Below are 17,958 nucleotides of genomic sequence, written 5' to 3'. Positions count from 1 at the left end.
CGAGACTCATGGGGGACACCACCATTCGCGCCCGCGCGGCCCAGCCCCGCGAGAACCCGACCGCCGAGCGGCTCGTCTTCTTCACCGACGCCGTCGTTGCGATCGCCATGACCTTGCTCATCCTCCCCCTGATGGAGAGCGTGTCCGAGGCGAAGGCCGAGGACCTCACGACCGCGGAGTACCTGAACGAGCACGGCGGGCAGCTGTTCAGCCTGGCCCTGAGCTTCGTCCTGATCGCGGTCTTCTGGCGCCAGCACCACGGACTCTTCGACCGCGTCGAACGCGAGACCGGCGCCCTCGTCTGGCTCAACATCGCGTGGATGTTCACCATCGTCTGGCTCCCCGTGGCCACAGCACTCACCGGCAGCCTGCACACCGACACGCTGCAACAGGTCCTCTACATCGGCACCATGCTGGCCAACGCCGTGATCATGGTCCTCATGAACGTCGTCGTCATCCGCACGCCGCGACTGCTCAAGGCCGGGCAGGAACGCCCGATCGGTGGCCTCTCGGCAGCGATCGCCCTCTCCCTGCTGTTCGGCGTCGCCCTGCTCGTGGCGATCCTGTGGCAGGACGACAAGTACTACCCGATGTTCCTGCTCTTCCTCACCGGCCCGCTGGCCCGGGTCATCCGCAGCCAGCTCGCCCGGCGGGTCCCGGCATGACCGACCTGATCATCAGCTCGCCCGGCAACCCGCGGCTGAAGTCCATCGCAGCCCTGCGACGGCGCCGCCACCGCGAGGAGACCGGCCGCACCCTCGTCGAGGGGTACGAGGAGCTCCAGCTCGCGCTCGACGCCGGCGTCACCCCCGAGGCCCTCTACTGGTGCCCCGAGCTGATGCTCGACCCCGCCACCCAGGCCCGCGTCGTCGACCAGGTGCGCGCAAGCGGTGTCGAGACCGTTCAGCTGACCCGCGCGGCGTTCGAGAAGGCGGCCTACCGCGAAGGACCGGACGGGTTCCTCGCCGTGGTGCCCGCCGTGACACGCCACGCCCGCGACCTCACCGTCGGCCAGGCCGCCCTCACGGTCCTCACCCAGGGCGTCGAGAAGCCCGGCAACCTCGGCGCGATGCTGCGCACCGCGGACGCCGCCGGCGCCGACGCCGTCATCGCCGCCGACCCGGTCACCGACTGGGGCAACCCCAACCTCGTGCGCGCCTCCAAGGGCACCGTCTTCAGCGTCCCCGTCGCCAGCGACACCACCGCCGACGCCCTCGCCTGGCTCGACGAGCAGGGCATCGCGCTCGTGGCCACCACCCCCGACACCGACCTGCTCCACACCGACGTCGACTACACCGGGCCCGTCGCCATCGCCGTCGGTGCCGAGAAGTACGGCCTCACCGACGAGGTGCTCCACCACGCGGCATACCAGGTCCGCATCCCCATGGTGGGCAAGGCAAACTCGCTCAACGTGGCGACATCGGCGGCCATCGTCATCTACGAGGCGGTGCGCCAGCGCGGCGTCGGCCGCGACTCCACCACCGGCCGGACGGGCCCCGAGTCACACTGACCCCACCCGTGTCAGGAGCACTGCGCACCGTGTGTCACGATGTTCGGTATGCGAGTTGACCATGTGTCGTATGCGGCGGAGCACGACGGTTTGCAGGCGACCGCGGAACGCCTGGCCAAGCTGATCGGTGTCGAACCGGTCGATGGCGGCATCCACCCGCGCTTTGGTACTCGCAACGTGATCCTCCCGCTCGCCCACGAGCGCTACGTCGAGGTCGTCGAGGTGCTCGACCACCCCGCGTCGGACAAGGCCCCGTTCGGACAGGCCGTCCGCGCCCGCTCCGAGGCCGGCGGTGGCTGGCTCGGCTGGGTCATCGCGGTCGACGACATCACCCCGTTCGAGCAGCGCATCGGCCGCGAGTCGGTCGAGGGCAACCGGCACCGCCCCGACGGCGTCGAGATCAAGTGGCGCCAGCTCGGCGTCAAGGGACTCATGGCCGACCCGCAGCTCCCGTTCTTCGTCCAGTGGGCCGACCCGTCCGTGCACCCGTCGGTGGGCGCGCACACCGAAGTCACCATCGAGAGCCTCGAGATCGCCGGCGACCCCGACCGGGTGCGCGACTGGCTCGACCTGCCGGCCAACGCGACCTCGTCGGTCATCGACTTCACGTTCGTCGCTCCGCGCGGCACCCCCGGGCTCCTGTCGGTCACCTTCGACACCCCGACCGGCGACGTCACCGTCTGAGCAGGATCAGCCGCCGGACCCCTCGGCGAGGAACTCCTTCGCCAGCCGCTCGGGCGCCCGCGCCAGCCATGCGTCGGTGACCACCTCGGCGAGCTCGTCGCGGGTCACCGCGCCGAGGTTGCGCAACCGCAGCAGCACCGCGCGGTAGCCGTCGAAGTGCGGTGTCGTGAACCACGGCCCGTCCGACTCGATCAGTGCGCGCTTGGTCTCGTCGTCCGGCGTGGAGAACACCACGACGTCGTCCATCCGTTCGCCCGTTGCCTCGTCGTCCGCGTCCGGCCGCGGCTCGCGGTAGATCACGAACGCCTTGCCGCGCACCTTGTACGACGGTCGGTCGCCCCAGGACGTGCCCGAGATGTCTCGGGTATGCCGCTGGGCTGCGTCAGTTGACGGAGGCGCCGCCGGCTGCCTGCGGGCTCTACTGGCGGAGGAGGAGAGGACGGAGAGCCGACCATGTCCGAACCCGCACCGACGCCGGCGCCCGCGATGGTGCCAGCAGCCGCCGTCCGTGCCCAGATCCTGGCGACCGAGCACTGGTCGTTGCTCGCCACCCGCAGCATGACGTGGGGCGAGGTGATGAGCCGCATCACGATCCACCTCACCGTCACCTCGGCCTCGCTGGTTGTGCTTGCCCTGGTGGCGCAGGCGTCGGGTTTCGGAAAGCCGTTCCATGTCATGGCGATCGGGCTGGCCTCGTCGTCGCTCATCCTCGGCACCCTCACGGTGGCCAGGGTGCACAACGCCAGCTCCGACGACGCCGCGATGCTGCTGGGCATGAACCGGCTGCGGGCGGCCTACCTCGAGCTCGACCCGGGCATCGAGCGCTACCTCGTCACCTCCGCGAACGACGACCTGACCGGGCTGATGCGGTCCTACACCATGGGGTGGCGTCGGTCGGTCTTCTCCCACGTCGCAGCGAGCACGTCCATCTTCCTGGCGGCGGTCAACTCGATCGTCGCAGGCACGCTGGGCGCCCTCGTGGCCGACGCCGTCGGCGGCAGCACCCCGGTCGTCGCCCTTGCGGGAGTCCTGGCCGGGTTGGCCTACCTCGCCGTCATGCTCGACTGGGGTCGGCGCACCTTCGCCGCCGTGCCGTGGGAACCCCGATTCCCTTCAGGCTGAGGCCGTCAGGGCACGGATGAGCGGCAGCTGAGCCAGTGCGTTCACCACGACCGAGAAGGCGAGGAACCAGACCGCGGCCGTGTGGTGACCTGCCACCCACAGCCCGACCGTGGCGAGCCCGAAGACGATCACCTTCACCACCGGTCGCGTGACCGGCCCGGAGTAGGGGGCCTTCGGTGAGGCGAACGCCCACCAGACGGTGACCACGACGAGAGGCGCGAGGACCGCGAGCGCCCACCCACCGGCATACCGGCCCCACACGCCCGCAGCCACGGCCGCCAGGACCTCGTCGACGAACACCAGGGCGAGCACCAGCCACCCGAACGCGACCATGGCCGGCGCTCAGTCGGCGTCGAGGTAGTCGACCAGCTGCGGTGCCGCCCCGACGTAGGTGGCCGGAGTCATCGCCGACAGCCGCGCCGCGACATCGTCCGGCAGCCCCAGCTTGGCGATGAACTCGCGCAGGTCGTCCCCGTTGATGCGGCGACCTCGGGTGAGCTCCTTGAGCCGCTCGTAGGGCTCCTCCATGCCCGGAACCCCTTGTGCCCCAAGGGCTCTCATCGCCGACTGCACAGGCTCGCCGAGCACCTCCCAGTTGGCGTCGAGGTCGGCGGCCATCGCCGCAGGCACCGCGTCGAGTCCGGCGAGTCCGCGCGCCACGTTGTCGATCGCGAGCAGCGAGTGGCCGAACGCGGACCCGATGTTGCGCTGCATCGAGGAGTCCGTGAGATCGCGCTGCAACCGCGACTGCACCAGTGTCGAGCCGAGCACGTCGAGCAGCGCGTTGCTGACCTCGAGGTTGGCCTCGGCGTTCTCGAACCGGATCGGGTTGACCTTGTGCGGCATCGTCGACGAGCCGACGGTGCCCTGGCCGCGGACCTGCGCGAAGTAGCCCATCGAGATGTAGGTCCAGACGTCGGTGCACAGGTTGTGCAGCACCCGGTTGAACCGGGCGACATCGGCGTAGAGCTCGGCCTGCCAGTCGTGTGACTCGATCTGGGTGGTGAGCGGGTTCCACTGCAGCCCAAGGGATTCCACAAACTCGCGGCTCAGCTCAGGCCAGTCCGCACCGGGCACGGCAGCCAGGTGGGCACCGAACGTGCCAGTGGCACCGTTGAGCTTGCCGAGGTACTCAGCGCCCCGGATGCGGCGCAGCTGCCGGCCCAACCGGTGCGCGAGGACGGCCAGCTCCTTGCCCATCGTCGTCGGGGTCGCCGGCTGCCCGTGGGTGTGCGCCAGCAACGGCACGTCGCGCAGGTCGGACGCCATCGTCGCCACGGTCTCTACCAGTGCGGTGGCGCGCGGCAGCCACACCTGCTCGACGGCCCCCTTCACCATCAGCGCGTAGGACAGGTTGTTGATGTCCTCGCTGGTGCAGCAGAAGTGGATCAGCTCGGCCAGCCCCCGGTCGGACTCGTCGGGCGCGATCGCCGACAGCCGGCGCTTGAGGAAGTACTCGACCGCCTTCACGTCGTGCTGGGTCTCGCGCTCGATCTCCGCCAGCTCGGCGATCTCGTCGGCCCCGAAGTCCTCGACCACCTGCCGCAGCGCGGTCTGCTCCGCCTCGGTCAGCGACCGGACACCCGGCACCACACCATGGGTGGTGAGGAAGACCAGCCACTCGACCTCGACCCGCACCCGCTCGCGGTTGAGCGCAGGCTCGGAGAGGTGGTCGACGAGCGGCGCCACCGCGCCGCGGTAGCGGCCGTCGAGTGCCCCGAGGGCGATGGGTGGGGTCGCGTCAGCAAGCGAAGCCATGACCCACAGTCTCCCAGAGCCGAGGGCGTGCTCCGGACGCGAGGTGTGCCACGATGCCGCGTATGCCCTACACCACCCGCCCACTGGACGCGTCGGTCGAGATCGCCGCACCGCCTGAGCGCGTCTGGGAGGTCGTCTCCGACGTGCGCCGCACCGGCGAGTGGTCACCGGAGTGCCGCAAGGTGGTCGTCCTCGGCGACGGGGCGGTCGGTGTCGGCACCCGCTTCGTCGGGGTCAACCGGCGCGGGCTCATGGTGTGGCCGACGCGGTCCCGAGTCACGGCATACGACGTCGGCCGGCGCATCGAGTGGCGCGTCCTCGACAACGACGCGCTCTGGTCCTACGACCTCGAACCGACCGGCTCGGGCACCACGCGGCTCACCTCACGGCGCCGAACTCCGCACGGCGTCAAGGACTTTGCCGCCCGCTTCACCGAACTGCTCCTCGGCGGCAACCCCGAGCACACCGTCGAGCTCGAGGACGGCATGCGCCGGTCGCTGGGACGCATCCGCGAGCTCGCCGAGCGCTGACGGCCCTACTGGAAGCCGTACCGGTCCAGCGCCCCCACGAGGTGCTCCTCCTCGTAGGACAGGTGCGCCAGCAGGTCGTCGCTCAGCCGGTCGACGACCCGTTGCAGCTCAGCAGTTCCCGAGCCGCCGGACACCAGGCCGACCAGCGCGTCGTCGAGCTGCTCGAGGATGTCGTGGATGACGACGTGCTCCTGCTCGAGCCGGTCGATGACGGGCGTGAGCGCCGGGTCGCTGCGCCGCAGGTGCGGGAAGATCGAGCGGTCCTCGAGCGTGTGGTGCCCGGTGACGAACCGGCAGTACTGCGCGCAGTAGGCGCCGAGCGTCCAGTTGTTCTGGCGCATGGTGAGCTCGTTGATGATGTTGCGCGCGCGGTGGGCCTGCTCCTCGCCGGCCATCACCTGCTGCACGATGTCGCGCAGCTGTGCCAGCTCGGCCCGCAGGCCATCGTGGATCTCCACGAGGTGGGCGCCGGAGCCGGCGTGCGGTTCGGCTGACTTGGCTTGTGCCGCAACAGTTTCCGTGGCGGTCGCCGACGTCGTCACGGTATGCCGCGTGCTCGCCTCCTCGGGCTGGCTCGCCCGGCGTGCCCGCTCGGCATCGACCAGCTCGCGCACCGCCGGCGCGGTCTCCGCCGCGAACCGCTGCACGTCGCGCACCGACCCGACGCCGGTGATGAAGGTGCTCATGCCCTGTTCGAGGGCGAGCTCGGCCAGGGCCTCGGCCTCGAGGCCGAAGACGTTGTAGAGCCGTCGGACTGCGGCGGGATCGCGCCCGGCCGCCAACGCCGCCGCGTCGATCTGCTCACTGAGGGCACCCAAGGCGGGCGGGTCGGCATACCCCATCGACGGCAGCCAGCCGTCGGCGAGGCGACCGGTGAGGCGCAGCATGCGCGGCTTGTAGGCGCCGACCCAGATCTCGACGGGATGCACGGGTGACGGCCCGGAATGCAGGCCCTTCACCTGGTAGTGCTCGCCGTCGACGTTGACCGACCCCGACCCGGCCCAGACGCCGCGCAGGATTGCGATGCCCTCCTCGAGCGCCTTGATCGACTCACCCGGCGACCGACGCGGCCCGCCGGCGGCGACGATCGCATCCCAGAAGGCGCCGGTGCCGATGCCCAGCTCCGCCCGTCCGCCGGTGAGCCGGTCCAGTGTGGCGACACTTCGGCCCAGCACCACCGGCGGGCGGAGCGGGAGGTTGGCGACGTTGGGCGCCAACCGGATCTGTGACGTGCGCGCGCCGATGAAGGACAGGAGCGTCCAGGCGTCCACCTGACGCGCGTTGTAGGGGTGGTCCTGGATGGTGACGTAGTCGAGCCCGGCGACGTCTGCCGCCTCGCTCAGCTCGACGACCTGGTCGACCGCGTCGGCGTCCGGGGCCGGGAAGATCCCGAACCGCAGCTCCTGCCCGTAGTCAGGCATGGCTCAAGCGTCGTCGGACGACGCGTCGTCGCGCGGGGTCTCGCCGTAGGCCCCCGGGCGCTCGTAGTCGCCCAGGACCTCGGCCAGCGCGAGGTGCTGACGCGCCTCGTCGTGGCGGGCCTGACGCTGCAGCGTGCGCCCGAGCAGCAGGTGGGCGTAGGCGTCGGTGGGCACGTCGGCGACCAGGTCGCGCAGCGTGGCCTCGGCGCGGCCCAGCTGGGCGGAGCCGAAGTAGGCGCGGGCGAGCATCTCGCGCAGCTCGGTGGTGCCGTGCATCATCTCGGACTCGCGGGCCTCGTCCACGAGCTCGACGAGCGCAGTCGCGGCCGCGGCGTAGTCGCCGTGCTCGAACAGGCTGCGGGCCCAGGTGAGCCGCAGCTCGAAGGGGCTGGTGTTCGTCATCGTGGTCATGCCCCCATCAACTTAGTTTTGGATTCAACTATTCCGGCTGAGCTCGGCCCGCACGTACTCCACGATGCCATCGGCCGCCGCCGTCACCTCGGCGTAGGTCTGGTCGAAGGCGGCGTCGTCGCCGTACCAGGGGTCGTCCATGTCGAGCTCGCCGTCGCCCTCCGACACCGGGTCGAACGAGCGCAGCAGGCGCACCTTGGCGCGGTCCTCGTCGGTGCGCGCCATCCGCTGCAGGGCCTTGAGGTGGCCGGAGTCCGCGGCCAGCACGAGGTCGACGTCGCCGAACCAGCTGCGCTCGAACTGCCGCGCCACGTGCGCCTCACCGCCGAAGTCGTCGTGGCCGTTGCGGCGCAGCACATCGAGGGTCCGCGGGTCCGCCGGGTTGCCGACCTCCCAGCTGCTCGTGCCGGCCGAGTCGACCTCGACCCGGTCGCCCAGCCCGGCCTCTTCGAACCGCTCACGCAGCACGAACTCACCCATCGGCGACCGGCAGATGTTCCCGGTGCAGACAACGGTGACGCGGTAGGGACGGTCCACGCTCATGCCTCCATTCAAACCAGCGTCATGACCAGCAGGATCACCGGGGCGGCCACGACCACCAGCCCGAACGCCGTCATCACGAGCCGCATTCCGAACCCGGCGGTCGGCTGGGCCAGCAGTGCCATGCGCGCCACGGTGGTCGACTCGCCCCCGGACCCACCACCGGCCCCCAGGGCCTCCTGCGGGTGGACGCCGCGCGCGAGCGTCACGAGGGCGCGGGCCAGCGGCACCTCACCGGCGGTGCGGCGGGCCGCCCGGTCGGCGAGCACCTCGATGAGCAGCCGCACCTCGCGCAGCGCCTCGGGGGCGCGCAGCCACGGCGGGGCCGACCGGTGCAGGACCGTGAAGAACTCGAGCACCAGGTCGTGCCGCGCCCGCAGGTGGGCACGCTCGTGGGCGAGGACGGCGGTGAGCTCGTCGGCGGGCAGCGCAGCGAGGGCGCCCTCGCTCAGGACGACCCGGCGACGCAGACCGGGCAGGCAGTATGCCGTCGGCGTCGGGTGGGCGAGCACCCGCACCTGGGTGCCGTGGACGGGGTCGGCGTGGGTGCCGAGCAGGTCGACGAGGTCGCGGTGGCGGCGCCGGTCGGCGCGGATCCCTGAGCCGACGGTGTGACCGGACCACAGCAGCCGCGCCACCATCGCCGCGGCGATGAGCAGCCCCAGCCAGACGAGCCACGTCGGCGCCTCCCGGAAGCCGGCCACCGAGGCCGGCGCGAGCGACAGCGCCGCGAGCACACCACCCAGCGACACCGCCTGCCAGACCAGCAGCGCCTCACGCGGTGCACGGCGGAACCGGTGCATCCGGGCCATGAGCCGCTGCGCCGGACCGGTGAGCAGCACCGCCAGCGCCGCCAGCCCGACCAGTGGCAGGACGGTGGTCAGCGACGAACTCCCTTGCTGTCCTTGCCGATCGAGCCCGCCTGCCGCGCCTCGACCTCAGCGAGGGCCGCCTTGAGCTCACTGATCTCGTCGGCCGAAGCGTCATCGAGGAAGTGCAGGATGGCCGCACGGCGGTCCTCGGCATTGACGGTGTTGAGCTGCTCGCGCATCGTCGAGGCGGTGAGCTCCTCCCGCGTGCCCACCGCGGCATACAGGTAGGCACGTCCCGACCGTTGCCGGCTGAGCAGGTCACCCTCAGCCAGCCGGCCCATCACCGTCATAACCGTCGTGTAGGCGATGTCCCGGCCCGTCGACAACGCCTGGTGCACCTCGCGCACCGACACGGTGCGACGCTCGGGGGTGGTCATGGCCCACACGGTCTCCATGACGGCGCGCTCGAGCTCGCCGAGCCGGTTGATCGACTTGCGTGCCATGGCTACCTCATCCTGCGGCGGCCATCGGGGCATGGTCGCGAAGATCAATGATGCCGTGCGCCCCGTGCAGGCCTTCGGGCCGGTGGCTCACCACGACGACGCTGCGACCGCCCCGGTGAGCCATGAGGTCGTCGAGGACGGCCACGGCAGTCGCGTGGTCGAGGTGGGCCACGGGTTCGTCGAGCAACAGCACCGGGCGACCGGACAGCAGCGCCCGCGCGATCGACAACCGGGCGCGCTCGCCGCCGGACAGGCCACGGCCCCCGGTGCCGAGCCTGGTGTCGAGGTCCGCGTCCAGCCCGCCGAGCCCAGCCGAAGCCAGGGCTGCGCGCAGGTCGTCGTCCGTGGCCGACGGGCGGGCAAAGCGCAGGTTCTCGCGCAGGGTCGTCGCGAACACGTGGGGCTCGTCGTCGACGATCGCGAAGAGGCCGCGCACCTGGTTCAGCGGCAGGTCGAGGGCGTCCGTCCCGTCGATGGTGTAGCTGCCCGACTCCGGGTCGAGCTGACGGGCCAGCACCGCGAGGACCGTCGACTTGCCGACACCCGAGGGGCCGGTGACGGCCACCACCGAACCCGGCGCCACATCGAGGTCGACCGGCCCGGCCGCACGCCGGGTGCCGTCCCACGACGCAGTGACCCCGGACAGCCGCAGGTGCGGCACGGAGCCGTGCTCCAGCACCCGCCCGCGGGTCGTGGCCCTGACCGCTGGCTGGGCGTCGAGGAGGGTCTTCAGGTCGCGGTCGGCGGCCTGGGCCCGGGCCAGCGCGCGCGCCACGTCGGGCAGGGGCGCGAACACCTCGGCGAGGGCGAACGGCGCCAGCACGAGCAGGCCCAGCACCGGCGCTGAGCGGTCGCTTCCGGCGGCCACCACCGCGCAGACCACCGTCGCCACCGCGGTCGCGGCCGGCAGCACCGCCGCAGCCAGCGCCCGCCCGGTCACCTGTCGGCGGACCGCACGGTCGAGCCGCGCGTGTGCGTCGTCGAGCCACCCGGTCGCCGCCTCCTGCGCCCCAATCGCTTGCAGCTCCAAGGCCTGCGACGTCACCAGCTCGGACACCCGGCCGACCTCGGCCCGCGCGGCACCGAGGTCGTCATGCCCACGCGTCTCGACCCGCCAGGCGACCCAGGTCGTGAGGGCCACCACGACGGTCAGCGCCGCGACCGTCAGGCCCGCGGCCGGTTCGACCAGCCAGCACAGCACCGTCGCGAACACCGCCGTCAGCGTGGTCGCGACCGCCGGGACCGTCACGCGCACCCGCGCCTCGACCCGGTCGGTGAGGTCGTCGACGACACCGGTGAGCATGGCGGCCCGGCCCCGGCGCACGAGGCGCGCGGGCGTCAGGGGGATCAACGCGGCATACAGACTCGTGCGCTCGCGGGCGAGGTCGGCCAGGGCCGCGTCGTGCGACCGCAGCCGCTCCCAGTAGCGGAACACCGGTCGCGCCATCCCGAACGCGCGCACCGCCACGATCGCTGTGAGCAGCGTGAGGATCACCGGCTTCTCGCTGGCCCGCACGATGAGCCAGCCGGACGTCGCGGTAAGGGCCACACCCGAGGACACGGCGACGGCTCCGAGCAGACCGGCGGCGATGGTCTGGCGGTCGGCGAGCCTCATGCCGGGACCTCCTCGGTATGCCGCGTGCTCGCGTGGGCGCGCAGGTGCACGTGGTGGTCGGCGAGGGCCACGAGCTCCGGCCGGTGGGTGACCGCGATGACCGTGCGGGTGGCCGCCAGGTCGCGAATCGCCCTGTGCGCCACCGTGACCGACTCGTCGTCGAGGTGGGCCGTGGGTTCGTCGAGCAGCACCAGGGGTGCGTCGCTGAGCAGCGCCCGGGCGAGCACCAGCCTGGCCCGCTGACCCGCCGACAGGCCGCGCCCGTCGTCGCCCAGCGTCTCGTCGAGGTCGTGGGGGAGTGACTCGACCAGTGAGTCCAGTGCGACGGCGCGCAGGGCGGCCCACTGCTCGTCCTCGCAGACCGGGCGCCCTTGTCCCAGAGTGAGGTTGGCCCGCACGGTGCCGGTCATGAGGAACGGGCGCTGGGTCACCAGGTGCGCCTCCGGGGCCTCGATGGTGCCGGCGTCCGGGGTCCGCAGGCCGGCCACGAGCTCGAGGAGGGTGGACTTGCCCACGCCGGACTCGCCGGTCACGACCGTCAGCCCCGGTCCCGCCTCGAGGTCGACCCCGTCGAGCACCGGGCGGCTGCTGCCGGGGTAGGTGTAGGAGAGCCGAGTGAGCACGACCGTGCCTGACGTCGCGGGAGCCCGTGCCGGCGCGGCCGTCGCTGCCTCGAGTTCGTCGAGCGCACTCTCGAGGGCGGCCGTGCCGTCGGCTGCGCTGTGGAACTCGGCACCGACCCGGCGCACCGGCCAGTAGGCCTCGGGTGCCAGCAGGATCGCGACGAGTCCCGGCAGCAGCTCCATCGACCCGTAGGCCAGCCGCAGCCCGACGAAGACCGCCACGATGGCCACGCAGATCGTGGCGAGCAATTCCAGCGCCGCCGAGCTGAGGAAGGCGAGCCGCAGGGTCGCCATCGTCGCGCGCCGGTGGCGGCCGCTCACCTCGGCGATGGTGTCGACCTGGCGCTCGGCGCGCCCGTAACCGACGAGGGTGGGCAGCCCGCGCATGACGTCGAGGAAGTGCCCGGACAGGCCGGCGAGTGAGCTCCAGCGCCGCTGCGTCTCGTCCCTCGTGGCCGCACCGATGAGTGCGGCGAAGACCGGCAGCAGCGGCAACGTGAGGGCCACGACGAGCGCGCTCACCCAGTCGACGGCCACGAGGGCGACCAGCGCCAGCGCCGGCACCACCGCGGCGGTGACGAGCGCTGGGAGGAAGCGCGCGGCATACGGCTCGACGCTCGTCGTCCCCTGGGTCGCGAGGGTGACGGCGACGCCCGGCTCGGGGCGATCTTCGGCTGGCAGCGACAGCCAGCGCGAGACGAGCCGGCGGCGCAGGGCGGTGCTCACCGCGACGCCGCCGCGGGCCGCGACACGTTCGCCCAGAAAGGCGAGGATGCCGCGAATCACGAACAGCCCCAACAGGTATGCCGCGGGCTCACCCAGCGACTGACCACGCACCACTGCGACCGCGAGGTGTGCCAACGCGAACGCCGTCGCGATCGTGGCGACGCCCTGGACGGTGCCCACGACGGCAAGCAGCACCAGCGGCCGGCGGGCCTCCGGGATGCTGCGCAGCAGGCGCGGGTCGAACGGTCGCATGGCTCAGTGGCTCGACGTGGCCGGCAGGTGCTGCGTGCCGATGCGCTTGCGGAAGATCCAGTAGGTCCACGATTGGTAGAGCAGGACCACGGGCGTGAACACCACGGCCACCCAGGTCATGATCGTCAGGGTGTAGTGCGTGCTGGAGGCGTTCTCGGTGGTCAGCGACCAGGCCGGGTTGGTGCTGCTCGGCATGACGTTCGGGAACAGCATGAGGAAGTACGTCACGACCGCCAGCGCGATGGCGACGAACGTGCCGAGGAAGGCCCAGCCGTTGCGGTCGCGGCTGTTGGCCACCAGCGAGCCGACGAGCGCGGCCGCCGCGAGGACCGAGGTCACCCACGAGGCGGCGTTGCCGTTGCTGGTGCCGAGGAGGACGAGCAGCACCAGGGCGAGCACGGCAGCGACGACTCCGGTGCGCGCGGCGACCCGGCGGGCGTCGTCACTGATCGGGCCCATCGTCTTGAGCGCCGTGAACAGCGCGCCGTGGGTGAGGAACAGGGCCACCGTCACGAGGCCGCCGAGGATTGCCACGGGGTGGAACAGGTCGAGCAGCGAGCCCGTGAAGTCCTTGTCGGCGTTGATCGGCAGGCCGCGCACGACGCTGGTGAACGCGAGCCCCCACACGAAGGCCGGCACGGTCGACCCGAACGTGATCGCCAGGTCGCAGTTCCGCCGCCACTGCGCCTCGTCCCGCTTGGGCCGGTAGTCGATGCCGAGGGCGCGGACGATGAGGGCGACGAGGATGAGCAGCAGCGGCAGGTAGAACGCGCTGAACATCGTTGCGTACCAGTGGGGGAAGGCTGCAAACATGGCGCCGGCCGCGGTGATGACCCACACCTCGTTGCCATCCCAGACCGGGCCGATCGTGTTGATCATGACGCGGCGGCGCTTCTCGGTCAGCTCGGCGTCCCCGCCCCGGCCGAGGACCGGGAGCAGCATGCCGACGCCGAAGTCGAAACCCTCGAGGACGAAGTAGCCGGTCCACAGAACGGCGATGATGACGAACCAGACGGTGCTGAGTTCCATGGTGAAATCCCTTGTCCCAGAGTCGAGTTCTCAGTAGGCGAACGCCAGCTCGGCGTCCTCGTCGTCGTGGTGGTCCGGCTTGGGCGGCTCCTCGAAGGGTTGCGCGCCGGCCCGGACGTACTTGAGGAAGAGCTTGACCTCGATGACGGCCAGCGCCCCGTAGAGCAGCGTGTAGACGACCATCGACGTCACCACGTCACCGGCCGACACCGACGGTGAGACCCCGGACTGCGTCGTGTAGACACCGAACACCAGCCACGGCTGCCGCCCGATCTCGGTGAAGATCCACCCGAAGCTGTTGCCGAAGAGCGGCAGGAGCGGCGTCGCCATGAGCACCCAGTGCCACCACCTGGCCCGTGGGATGCGGTCGCCGCGGGTCACCCACAGCACGACGAGGGCGATGAGCGCCGCCGACATGCCGACCCCGATCATGAGCCGGAAGCTCCAGTACGCCAACGGGATGTTGGGCGTGTAGGTCGCGTCCCGCGTCATCGGGTTGCCGGCCTCGCCGTACTTCTGGGCGTACTCCTTCTTGAGGTCGTTGATGCCCTGGACGGTGCCGTCGAAGTGCCCGGTCGCGAGGAAGCTGAGCAGGCTCGGCACGGTGATCGCGAACTTCTCCTCCTGCCCGTTGAGCGAGCCGATCGTGAGCAGGGAGAAGGGCGCGTGGCCGTCGGACGTCTCGTAGAGCGCCTCCGCGGCAGCCATCTTCATCGGCTGGACGTCGGTCATGATCTTGCCCTGGATGTCGCCGGTGAGCCCGACGCCCATCGCCGCGACGAGGGTGACGATCGCGCCGAGGCGGGTGGAGCGGCGGTACATGGGTGCGTCCGCGCCGACGTCGCGGCGGCGCAGGTGCCACAGGGCGACCGCCATGACGGTCGCGCCACCCACCATGTATGCCGCCGTGACGATGTGGGGGAACGTCACCAGCTGCACCTTGTTGGTCAGCACGGCCATGAAGTCGGTCAGCTCGGCACGCCCGGTGTCGGGGTTGAACCGCCAGCCGACGGGGTTCTGCATGAACGAGTTGGCGGCGAGGATGAAGTAGGCCGACAGCAGCGTGCCGACGTGGACGATCCACATGCAGGCGGCGTGCAGCCTCTCGGGCAGGCGCCCCCAGCCGAAGATCCACAGCCCGAGGAAGGTCGACTCGAGGAAGAACGCGAGCAGCGCCTCGAGGGCCAATGGGGCACCGAAGATGTCACCGACGAACCGGCTGTAGCTCGACCAGTTCATGCCGAACTGGAACTCCTGCACGAGGCCGGTCACCAGCCCGAGCGCGAAGTTGATCGTGAAGAGCTTGCCGAAGAACTTCGCCAGCCGCAGGTCGTCCGGGCGCCGCCTGCGCACCCAGGCCGAGTGGTACCAGGCCACCACGGCCGACAGCCCGATCGTCACGGGGACGAAGAGGAAGTGGTAGACGGTGGTGATGGCGAACTGCCAACGGGCGAGGTCGAGGTTGTCCATCGCTGTCTCCGGCTCGGTGACGCTCCTGAGTTACTACATTGCGTAGTAGATACTACGACGTGTAGTAGGAACTGTCACCTCGAAAGTCGTCGCGAGCCCGGCAGGCGTCCGCCGATAGCCTCAGGGGTATGCCGCCTGCTCACCGGAGTGCCCCGCATCGCCCCCTCGTGCTGGTCCCCGGTCGGTGGACCGACGAGATCGGCGGCCGCAAGCGCGAGGGCGTCTTCGTCCCACGCACGCTCGTCGACGCGATCACCCGCGCCGGCGGTGAGCCCCTCCTCGCCTGGCCAGACACCACGGAGCGGGCAGCCGCGCTCGTCGAGCTCGCGGATGCCGTTGTCCTGCAAGGCGGAGCCGACCTCGACCTGCGCCCGTTCGGGGTCCCCGAGGTGCACCCACGCGAGGAACATGCGCCGCCGGAGCAGGACGCCGCAGACCTGGCCGTGACGCGCGCGGCCCTCGCGGCCGGCATACCGATCCTCGCGGTCTGCCGGGGCATGCAGGTGCTCAACATCGTCCTCGGCGGCACGATCTTCGCCCACTTCGACGAGACGTCGGTCAGGCACGCCGACAACCCCCACGAGGTCGACATCGTGCCCGGCACCCTGCTCGAGGAGATCATGGGCGCCGGACCCCTCGTGGGCTGGTCCAACCACCACCAGGCCTGCGACCGGCTCGCCGACGACATGCTGCTCAGCGCGACGACGCCTGACGGCATCATCGAGGCCTTCGAGTCCCGCGACGCGAATATCGTTGCGGTGCAATGGCATCCGGAGATGGACGCCGCGCAGCTGCCGTTCCAGCAGGCGCTCTTCGACTGGGTCGTCAAGGCGGCGGGCTCGGGGGAGACGACCCCGCAGGGCTGAGGTTTCCCGAAAGGTCACCGGTTCGGCGCGTGACGTTCACCCGCGCGGGCCGGGGCAGCGGGAGGTTGGGCGCATGGTGAACATCGACCGCCGCCGCTTCCTGCAGATCGCTGGTGGCGCCGCCGCCCTGACCATGCTCGACCAGAGCATCGCCCGCGCGGCCTCCATCCCCGCCGCCCGAACCTCCGGCTCGATCCGCGACGTCGACCACGTCGTGGTCCTCATGCAGGAGAACCGGTCCTTCGAGCACTACCTCGGCAAGCTCCGCGGCGTGCGCGGCTTCGGCGACCCGCACCCGGTGCAGCTGCCCAGCGGCAAGTCGGTATGGCACCAGGTCAAGAACGGTCGCGAGTACCTGCCGTTCCACCCGACCGCCGAGGACCTCGGCGCCCAGTTCCTCGAGGGCCTGCCGCACAGCTGGACCGACGGCCAGGCCGCGGTCAACAAGGGGCACTACGACGGTTGGGTGCCGGCCAAGGGCACCACGACGATGGCCTACCTCGAGCGCGCGGACGCGGCCTTCCACTATGCGCTCGCCGACGCCTTCACCGTCTGCGACGCCTACTACTGCTCGTTCATCGGCAACACCGACCCCAACCGCTACTACCTGTGGTCGGGCTGGACCGGCAACGACGGGAAGGGCGGCGGTCCCGTCCTCTACAACGACGAGCTCGGCTACGACTGGACGACCTACCCTGAGCGGCTCGAGCAGGCCGGGGTGTCGTGGAAGGTCTACCAGGACGAGGGCACCGGTCTCGACGGTCCCGGCTCCTGGGGCTGGACGTCGGACGCCTACATCGGCAACTACGGCGACAACTCCCTTCTCTACTTCAACAAGTACCGCAACGCCGAGCCCGGGAACCCGTTGTACGAGAAGGCCCGTCGCGGCACCAAGGCGCGCGACGGCGAGGACTACTTCGCCCAGCTCCAGCGTGACGTCGATGCCGGCACGCTCCCGTCCGTGAGCTGGATCGCCGCGCCCGAGGCGTTCAGCGAGCACTCGAACTGGCCCACCAACTACGGCGCCTGGTACCTCAGCAAGGTCCTCGACACCCTGACCTCCAACCCCGACCTGTGGAGCCGTACCGCGCTGTTCATCACCTACGACGAGAACGACGGCTTCTTCGACCACCTGGTCCCGCCGCACGCTCCGTCCCCGGTGATCCCGGGCGAGTCGACCGTCCCCACGGACCACGAGTTCTACGACGGCCGCCACGGTCCGGGCAGCTACGGCCTCGGCCCGCGCGTCCCGATGTTCGTCGTCTCGCCGTGGAGCACCGGCGGCTGGGTCTGCTCCGAGACCTTCGACCACACCTCGGTGATCCGGTTCATCGAGGAGCGGTTCGGCGTCGAGGAGCCCAACATCACGCCGTGGCGCCGCGCCATCTGTGGTGACCTCACCTCCGCCTTCGACTTCTCCCGCACCGCTGCCAAGGTCCCGGCCCTGCCCAGCACCGACGCGTGGAAGCCTGCCGACGACGGACGGCACCCGAGCTACCGGCCGGTGCCGCCGGCCCAGGGGCAGATGCCGAGGCAGGAGCCGGGCACCCGCCCCGCGCGGCCCATCGGTTACGCCCTGGACGTCGAGGAGCGCCGGACCGCGGGCGCCATCGCACTGAACCTGCGCAACACCGGCACCCTGGCCGCGCACCTGCAGGCCCGGCTCATCGCGCCGGCCGGACAGCCGCACGCCTACACGGTCGGCGCCGGCAAGAGCGTCGACGCGTCCTTCCCCGTCACCGGCGAGTACGACGTGCACCTGCACGGCCCCAACGGGTTCTTCCGCCGCTACCGCGGTGACGCCTCCGTGCCGGATCCGGTGCAGGTCAAGGTGGTTCGCTCCGGCCAGAGCCACGTCCTGCGGATCGAGGTCGACGCACCCACGGGCGTGGAGGTGACCATCCACGACGGGTATGCCGGGACGGTGCCGACCAAGGGACGGGTCACCACCGTCGACACCCGCGCTGCAGCCGGCTGGTACGACCTCACCGTCACGGTGACGGGCACGGCATACCTGCGTGCCTTTGCCGGCCACCTCGAGAACGGCAAGCCGTCGCGCAGCGAGCCCGCCCTCGGTGCCGGCTAG

General features: G+C 71.0%; 19 protein-coding genes. 7 read left to right on the top strand and 12 right to left on the bottom strand.

What is annotated here, in order from left to right:
* The first annotated feature begins 8 nt into the window (after positions 1-8).
* Genes HJG52_RS15365 through HJG52_RS15355 form a run of 3 tightly spaced genes read left to right on the top strand, consistent with a single transcriptional unit; the run spans position 9 to position 2,194 of the window.
* Positions 9-665, top strand: a complete 657-nt coding sequence (locus HJG52_RS15365) for a TMEM175 family protein (RefSeq protein WP_171244479.1) — start codon at positions 9-11, stop codon at positions 663-665.
* Positions 662-1,510: a TrmH family RNA methyltransferase gene (locus tag HJG52_RS15360; RefSeq protein WP_171244478.1), complete on the top strand. Its 849-nt coding sequence runs from the start codon at positions 662-664 to the stop codon at positions 1,508-1,510. The genes HJG52_RS15365 and HJG52_RS15360 overlap by 4 nt, the downstream gene beginning before the upstream one ends.
* A 48-nt stretch (positions 1,511-1,558) precedes the next feature.
* On the top strand, positions 1,559-2,194 hold the full coding sequence (locus HJG52_RS15355) for a VOC family protein (protein ID WP_171244477.1): 636 nt from the start codon (positions 1,559-1,561) through the stop codon (positions 2,192-2,194).
* Between the two features lie 6 nt (positions 2,195-2,200).
* Here the strand turns inward: HJG52_RS15355 and HJG52_RS15350 are convergent, their stop codons facing one another.
* Positions 2,201-2,512 carry a hypothetical protein gene (locus HJG52_RS15350; RefSeq protein WP_206070870.1) on the bottom strand — a complete coding sequence of 104 codons (312 nt, stop codon included), beginning with the start codon at positions 2,510-2,512 and terminating at the stop codon, positions 2,201-2,203.
* 135 nt (positions 2,513-2,647) lie between these two features.
* Here HJG52_RS15350 and HJG52_RS15345 point away from each other — a divergent pair, with 135 nt between their 5' ends.
* Positions 2,648-3,316, top strand: a complete 669-nt coding sequence (locus HJG52_RS15345) for a hypothetical protein (RefSeq protein WP_171244181.1) — start codon at positions 2,648-2,650, stop codon at positions 3,314-3,316.
* On the opposite strand, the gene HJG52_RS15340 is transcribed toward HJG52_RS15345, so the two are convergent.
* Both HJG52_RS15340 and purB read right to left on the bottom strand, forming a co-directional pair.
* Entirely contained in the window at positions 3,308-3,649 is a 342-nt protein-coding gene (locus HJG52_RS15340; protein WP_171244476.1) for a YrdB family protein, read from the bottom strand. The genes HJG52_RS15345 and HJG52_RS15340 overlap by 9 nt on opposite strands.
* Positions 3,650-3,658: 9 nt before the next feature.
* Positions 3,659-5,074: an adenylosuccinate lyase gene (gene purB, locus HJG52_RS15335; protein WP_171244475.1), complete on the bottom strand. Its 1,416-nt coding sequence runs from the start codon at positions 5,072-5,074 to the stop codon at positions 3,659-3,661.
* Positions 5,075-5,136: 62 nt separating this feature from the next.
* Here purB and HJG52_RS15330 point away from each other — a divergent pair, with 62 nt between their 5' ends.
* Positions 5,137-5,604, top strand: coding sequence for an SRPBCC family protein (locus tag HJG52_RS15330; protein ID WP_171244474.1), 468 nt, complete (start codon positions 5,137-5,139; stop codon positions 5,602-5,604).
* A gap of 5 nt (positions 5,605-5,609) precedes the next feature.
* Here HJG52_RS15330 and HJG52_RS15325 read toward each other — a convergent pair whose 3' ends face one another.
* From HJG52_RS15325 to HJG52_RS15285, 9 genes are read right to left on the bottom strand one after another with little or no spacing between them, the layout of a single operon-like run.
* Positions 5,610-7,025, bottom strand: a complete 1,416-nt coding sequence (locus HJG52_RS15325) for an LLM class flavin-dependent oxidoreductase (protein WP_171244473.1) — start codon at positions 7,023-7,025, stop codon at positions 5,610-5,612.
* A gap of 3 nt (positions 7,026-7,028) precedes the next feature.
* Positions 7,029-7,436 (bottom strand): tetratricopeptide repeat protein, encoded by a 408-nt coding sequence (locus HJG52_RS15320; RefSeq protein WP_171244472.1) that lies wholly within the window; start codon positions 7,434-7,436, stop codon positions 7,029-7,031.
* A 24-nt stretch (positions 7,437-7,460) separates the two neighbouring features.
* Positions 7,461-7,979, bottom strand: coding sequence for a low molecular weight protein-tyrosine-phosphatase (locus HJG52_RS15315; protein ID WP_171244471.1), 519 nt, complete (start codon positions 7,977-7,979; stop codon positions 7,461-7,463).
* 8 nt (positions 7,980-7,987) lie between these two features.
* Positions 7,988-8,818 (bottom strand): M48 family metalloprotease, encoded by an 831-nt coding sequence (locus HJG52_RS15310; protein WP_171244470.1) that lies wholly within the window; start codon positions 8,816-8,818, stop codon positions 7,988-7,990.
* Positions 8,819-8,856: 38 nt separating this feature from the next.
* Complete coding sequence (locus tag HJG52_RS15305) at positions 8,857-9,291, bottom strand: BlaI/MecI/CopY family transcriptional regulator (RefSeq protein WP_171244469.1); 435 nt, start codon at positions 9,289-9,291, stop codon at positions 8,857-8,859.
* A 7-nt stretch (positions 9,292-9,298) separates the two neighbouring features.
* Positions 9,299-10,906 (bottom strand): thiol reductant ABC exporter subunit CydC, encoded by a 1,608-nt coding sequence (gene cydC, locus HJG52_RS15300; protein ID WP_171244468.1) that lies wholly within the window; start codon positions 10,904-10,906, stop codon positions 9,299-9,301.
* A complete protein-coding gene (cydD, locus tag HJG52_RS15295; protein ID WP_171244467.1) occupies positions 10,903-12,507 on the bottom strand; it encodes a thiol reductant ABC exporter subunit CydD in 1,605 nt (534 codons plus the stop codon). Before cydD ends, cydC begins: the two co-directional genes overlap by 4 nt.
* 3 nt (positions 12,508-12,510) lie before the next feature.
* On the bottom strand, positions 12,511-13,536 hold the full coding sequence (gene cydB, locus HJG52_RS15290) for a cytochrome d ubiquinol oxidase subunit II (protein WP_171244466.1): 1,026 nt from the start codon (positions 13,534-13,536) through the stop codon (positions 12,511-12,513).
* Between the two features lie 30 nt (positions 13,537-13,566).
* A complete protein-coding gene (locus HJG52_RS15285) occupies positions 13,567-15,006 on the bottom strand; it encodes a cytochrome ubiquinol oxidase subunit I (protein WP_171244465.1) in 1,440 nt (479 codons plus the stop codon).
* Positions 15,007-15,134: 128 nt separating this feature from the next.
* Between HJG52_RS15285 and HJG52_RS15280 the strand changes: the two genes are divergently transcribed.
* Positions 15,135-15,872 carry a gamma-glutamyl-gamma-aminobutyrate hydrolase family protein gene (locus tag HJG52_RS15280; protein ID WP_171244464.1) on the top strand — a complete coding sequence of 246 codons (738 nt, stop codon included), beginning with the start codon at positions 15,135-15,137 and terminating at the stop codon, positions 15,870-15,872.
* Between the two features lie 73 nt (positions 15,873-15,945).
* Positions 15,946-17,958, top strand: a complete 2,013-nt coding sequence (locus tag HJG52_RS15275; RefSeq protein WP_171244463.1) for a phosphocholine-specific phospholipase C — start codon at positions 15,946-15,948, stop codon at positions 17,956-17,958.

This window comes from Knoellia koreensis (assembly GCF_013041615.1).
Classification (GTDB): domain Bacteria; phylum Actinomycetota; class Actinomycetes; order Actinomycetales; family Dermatophilaceae; genus Pedococcus; species Pedococcus koreensis.
The sequence above is the reverse complement of the archived record's forward strand: the minus strand, read 5'-3'. Positions and strand labels throughout refer to the sequence as shown.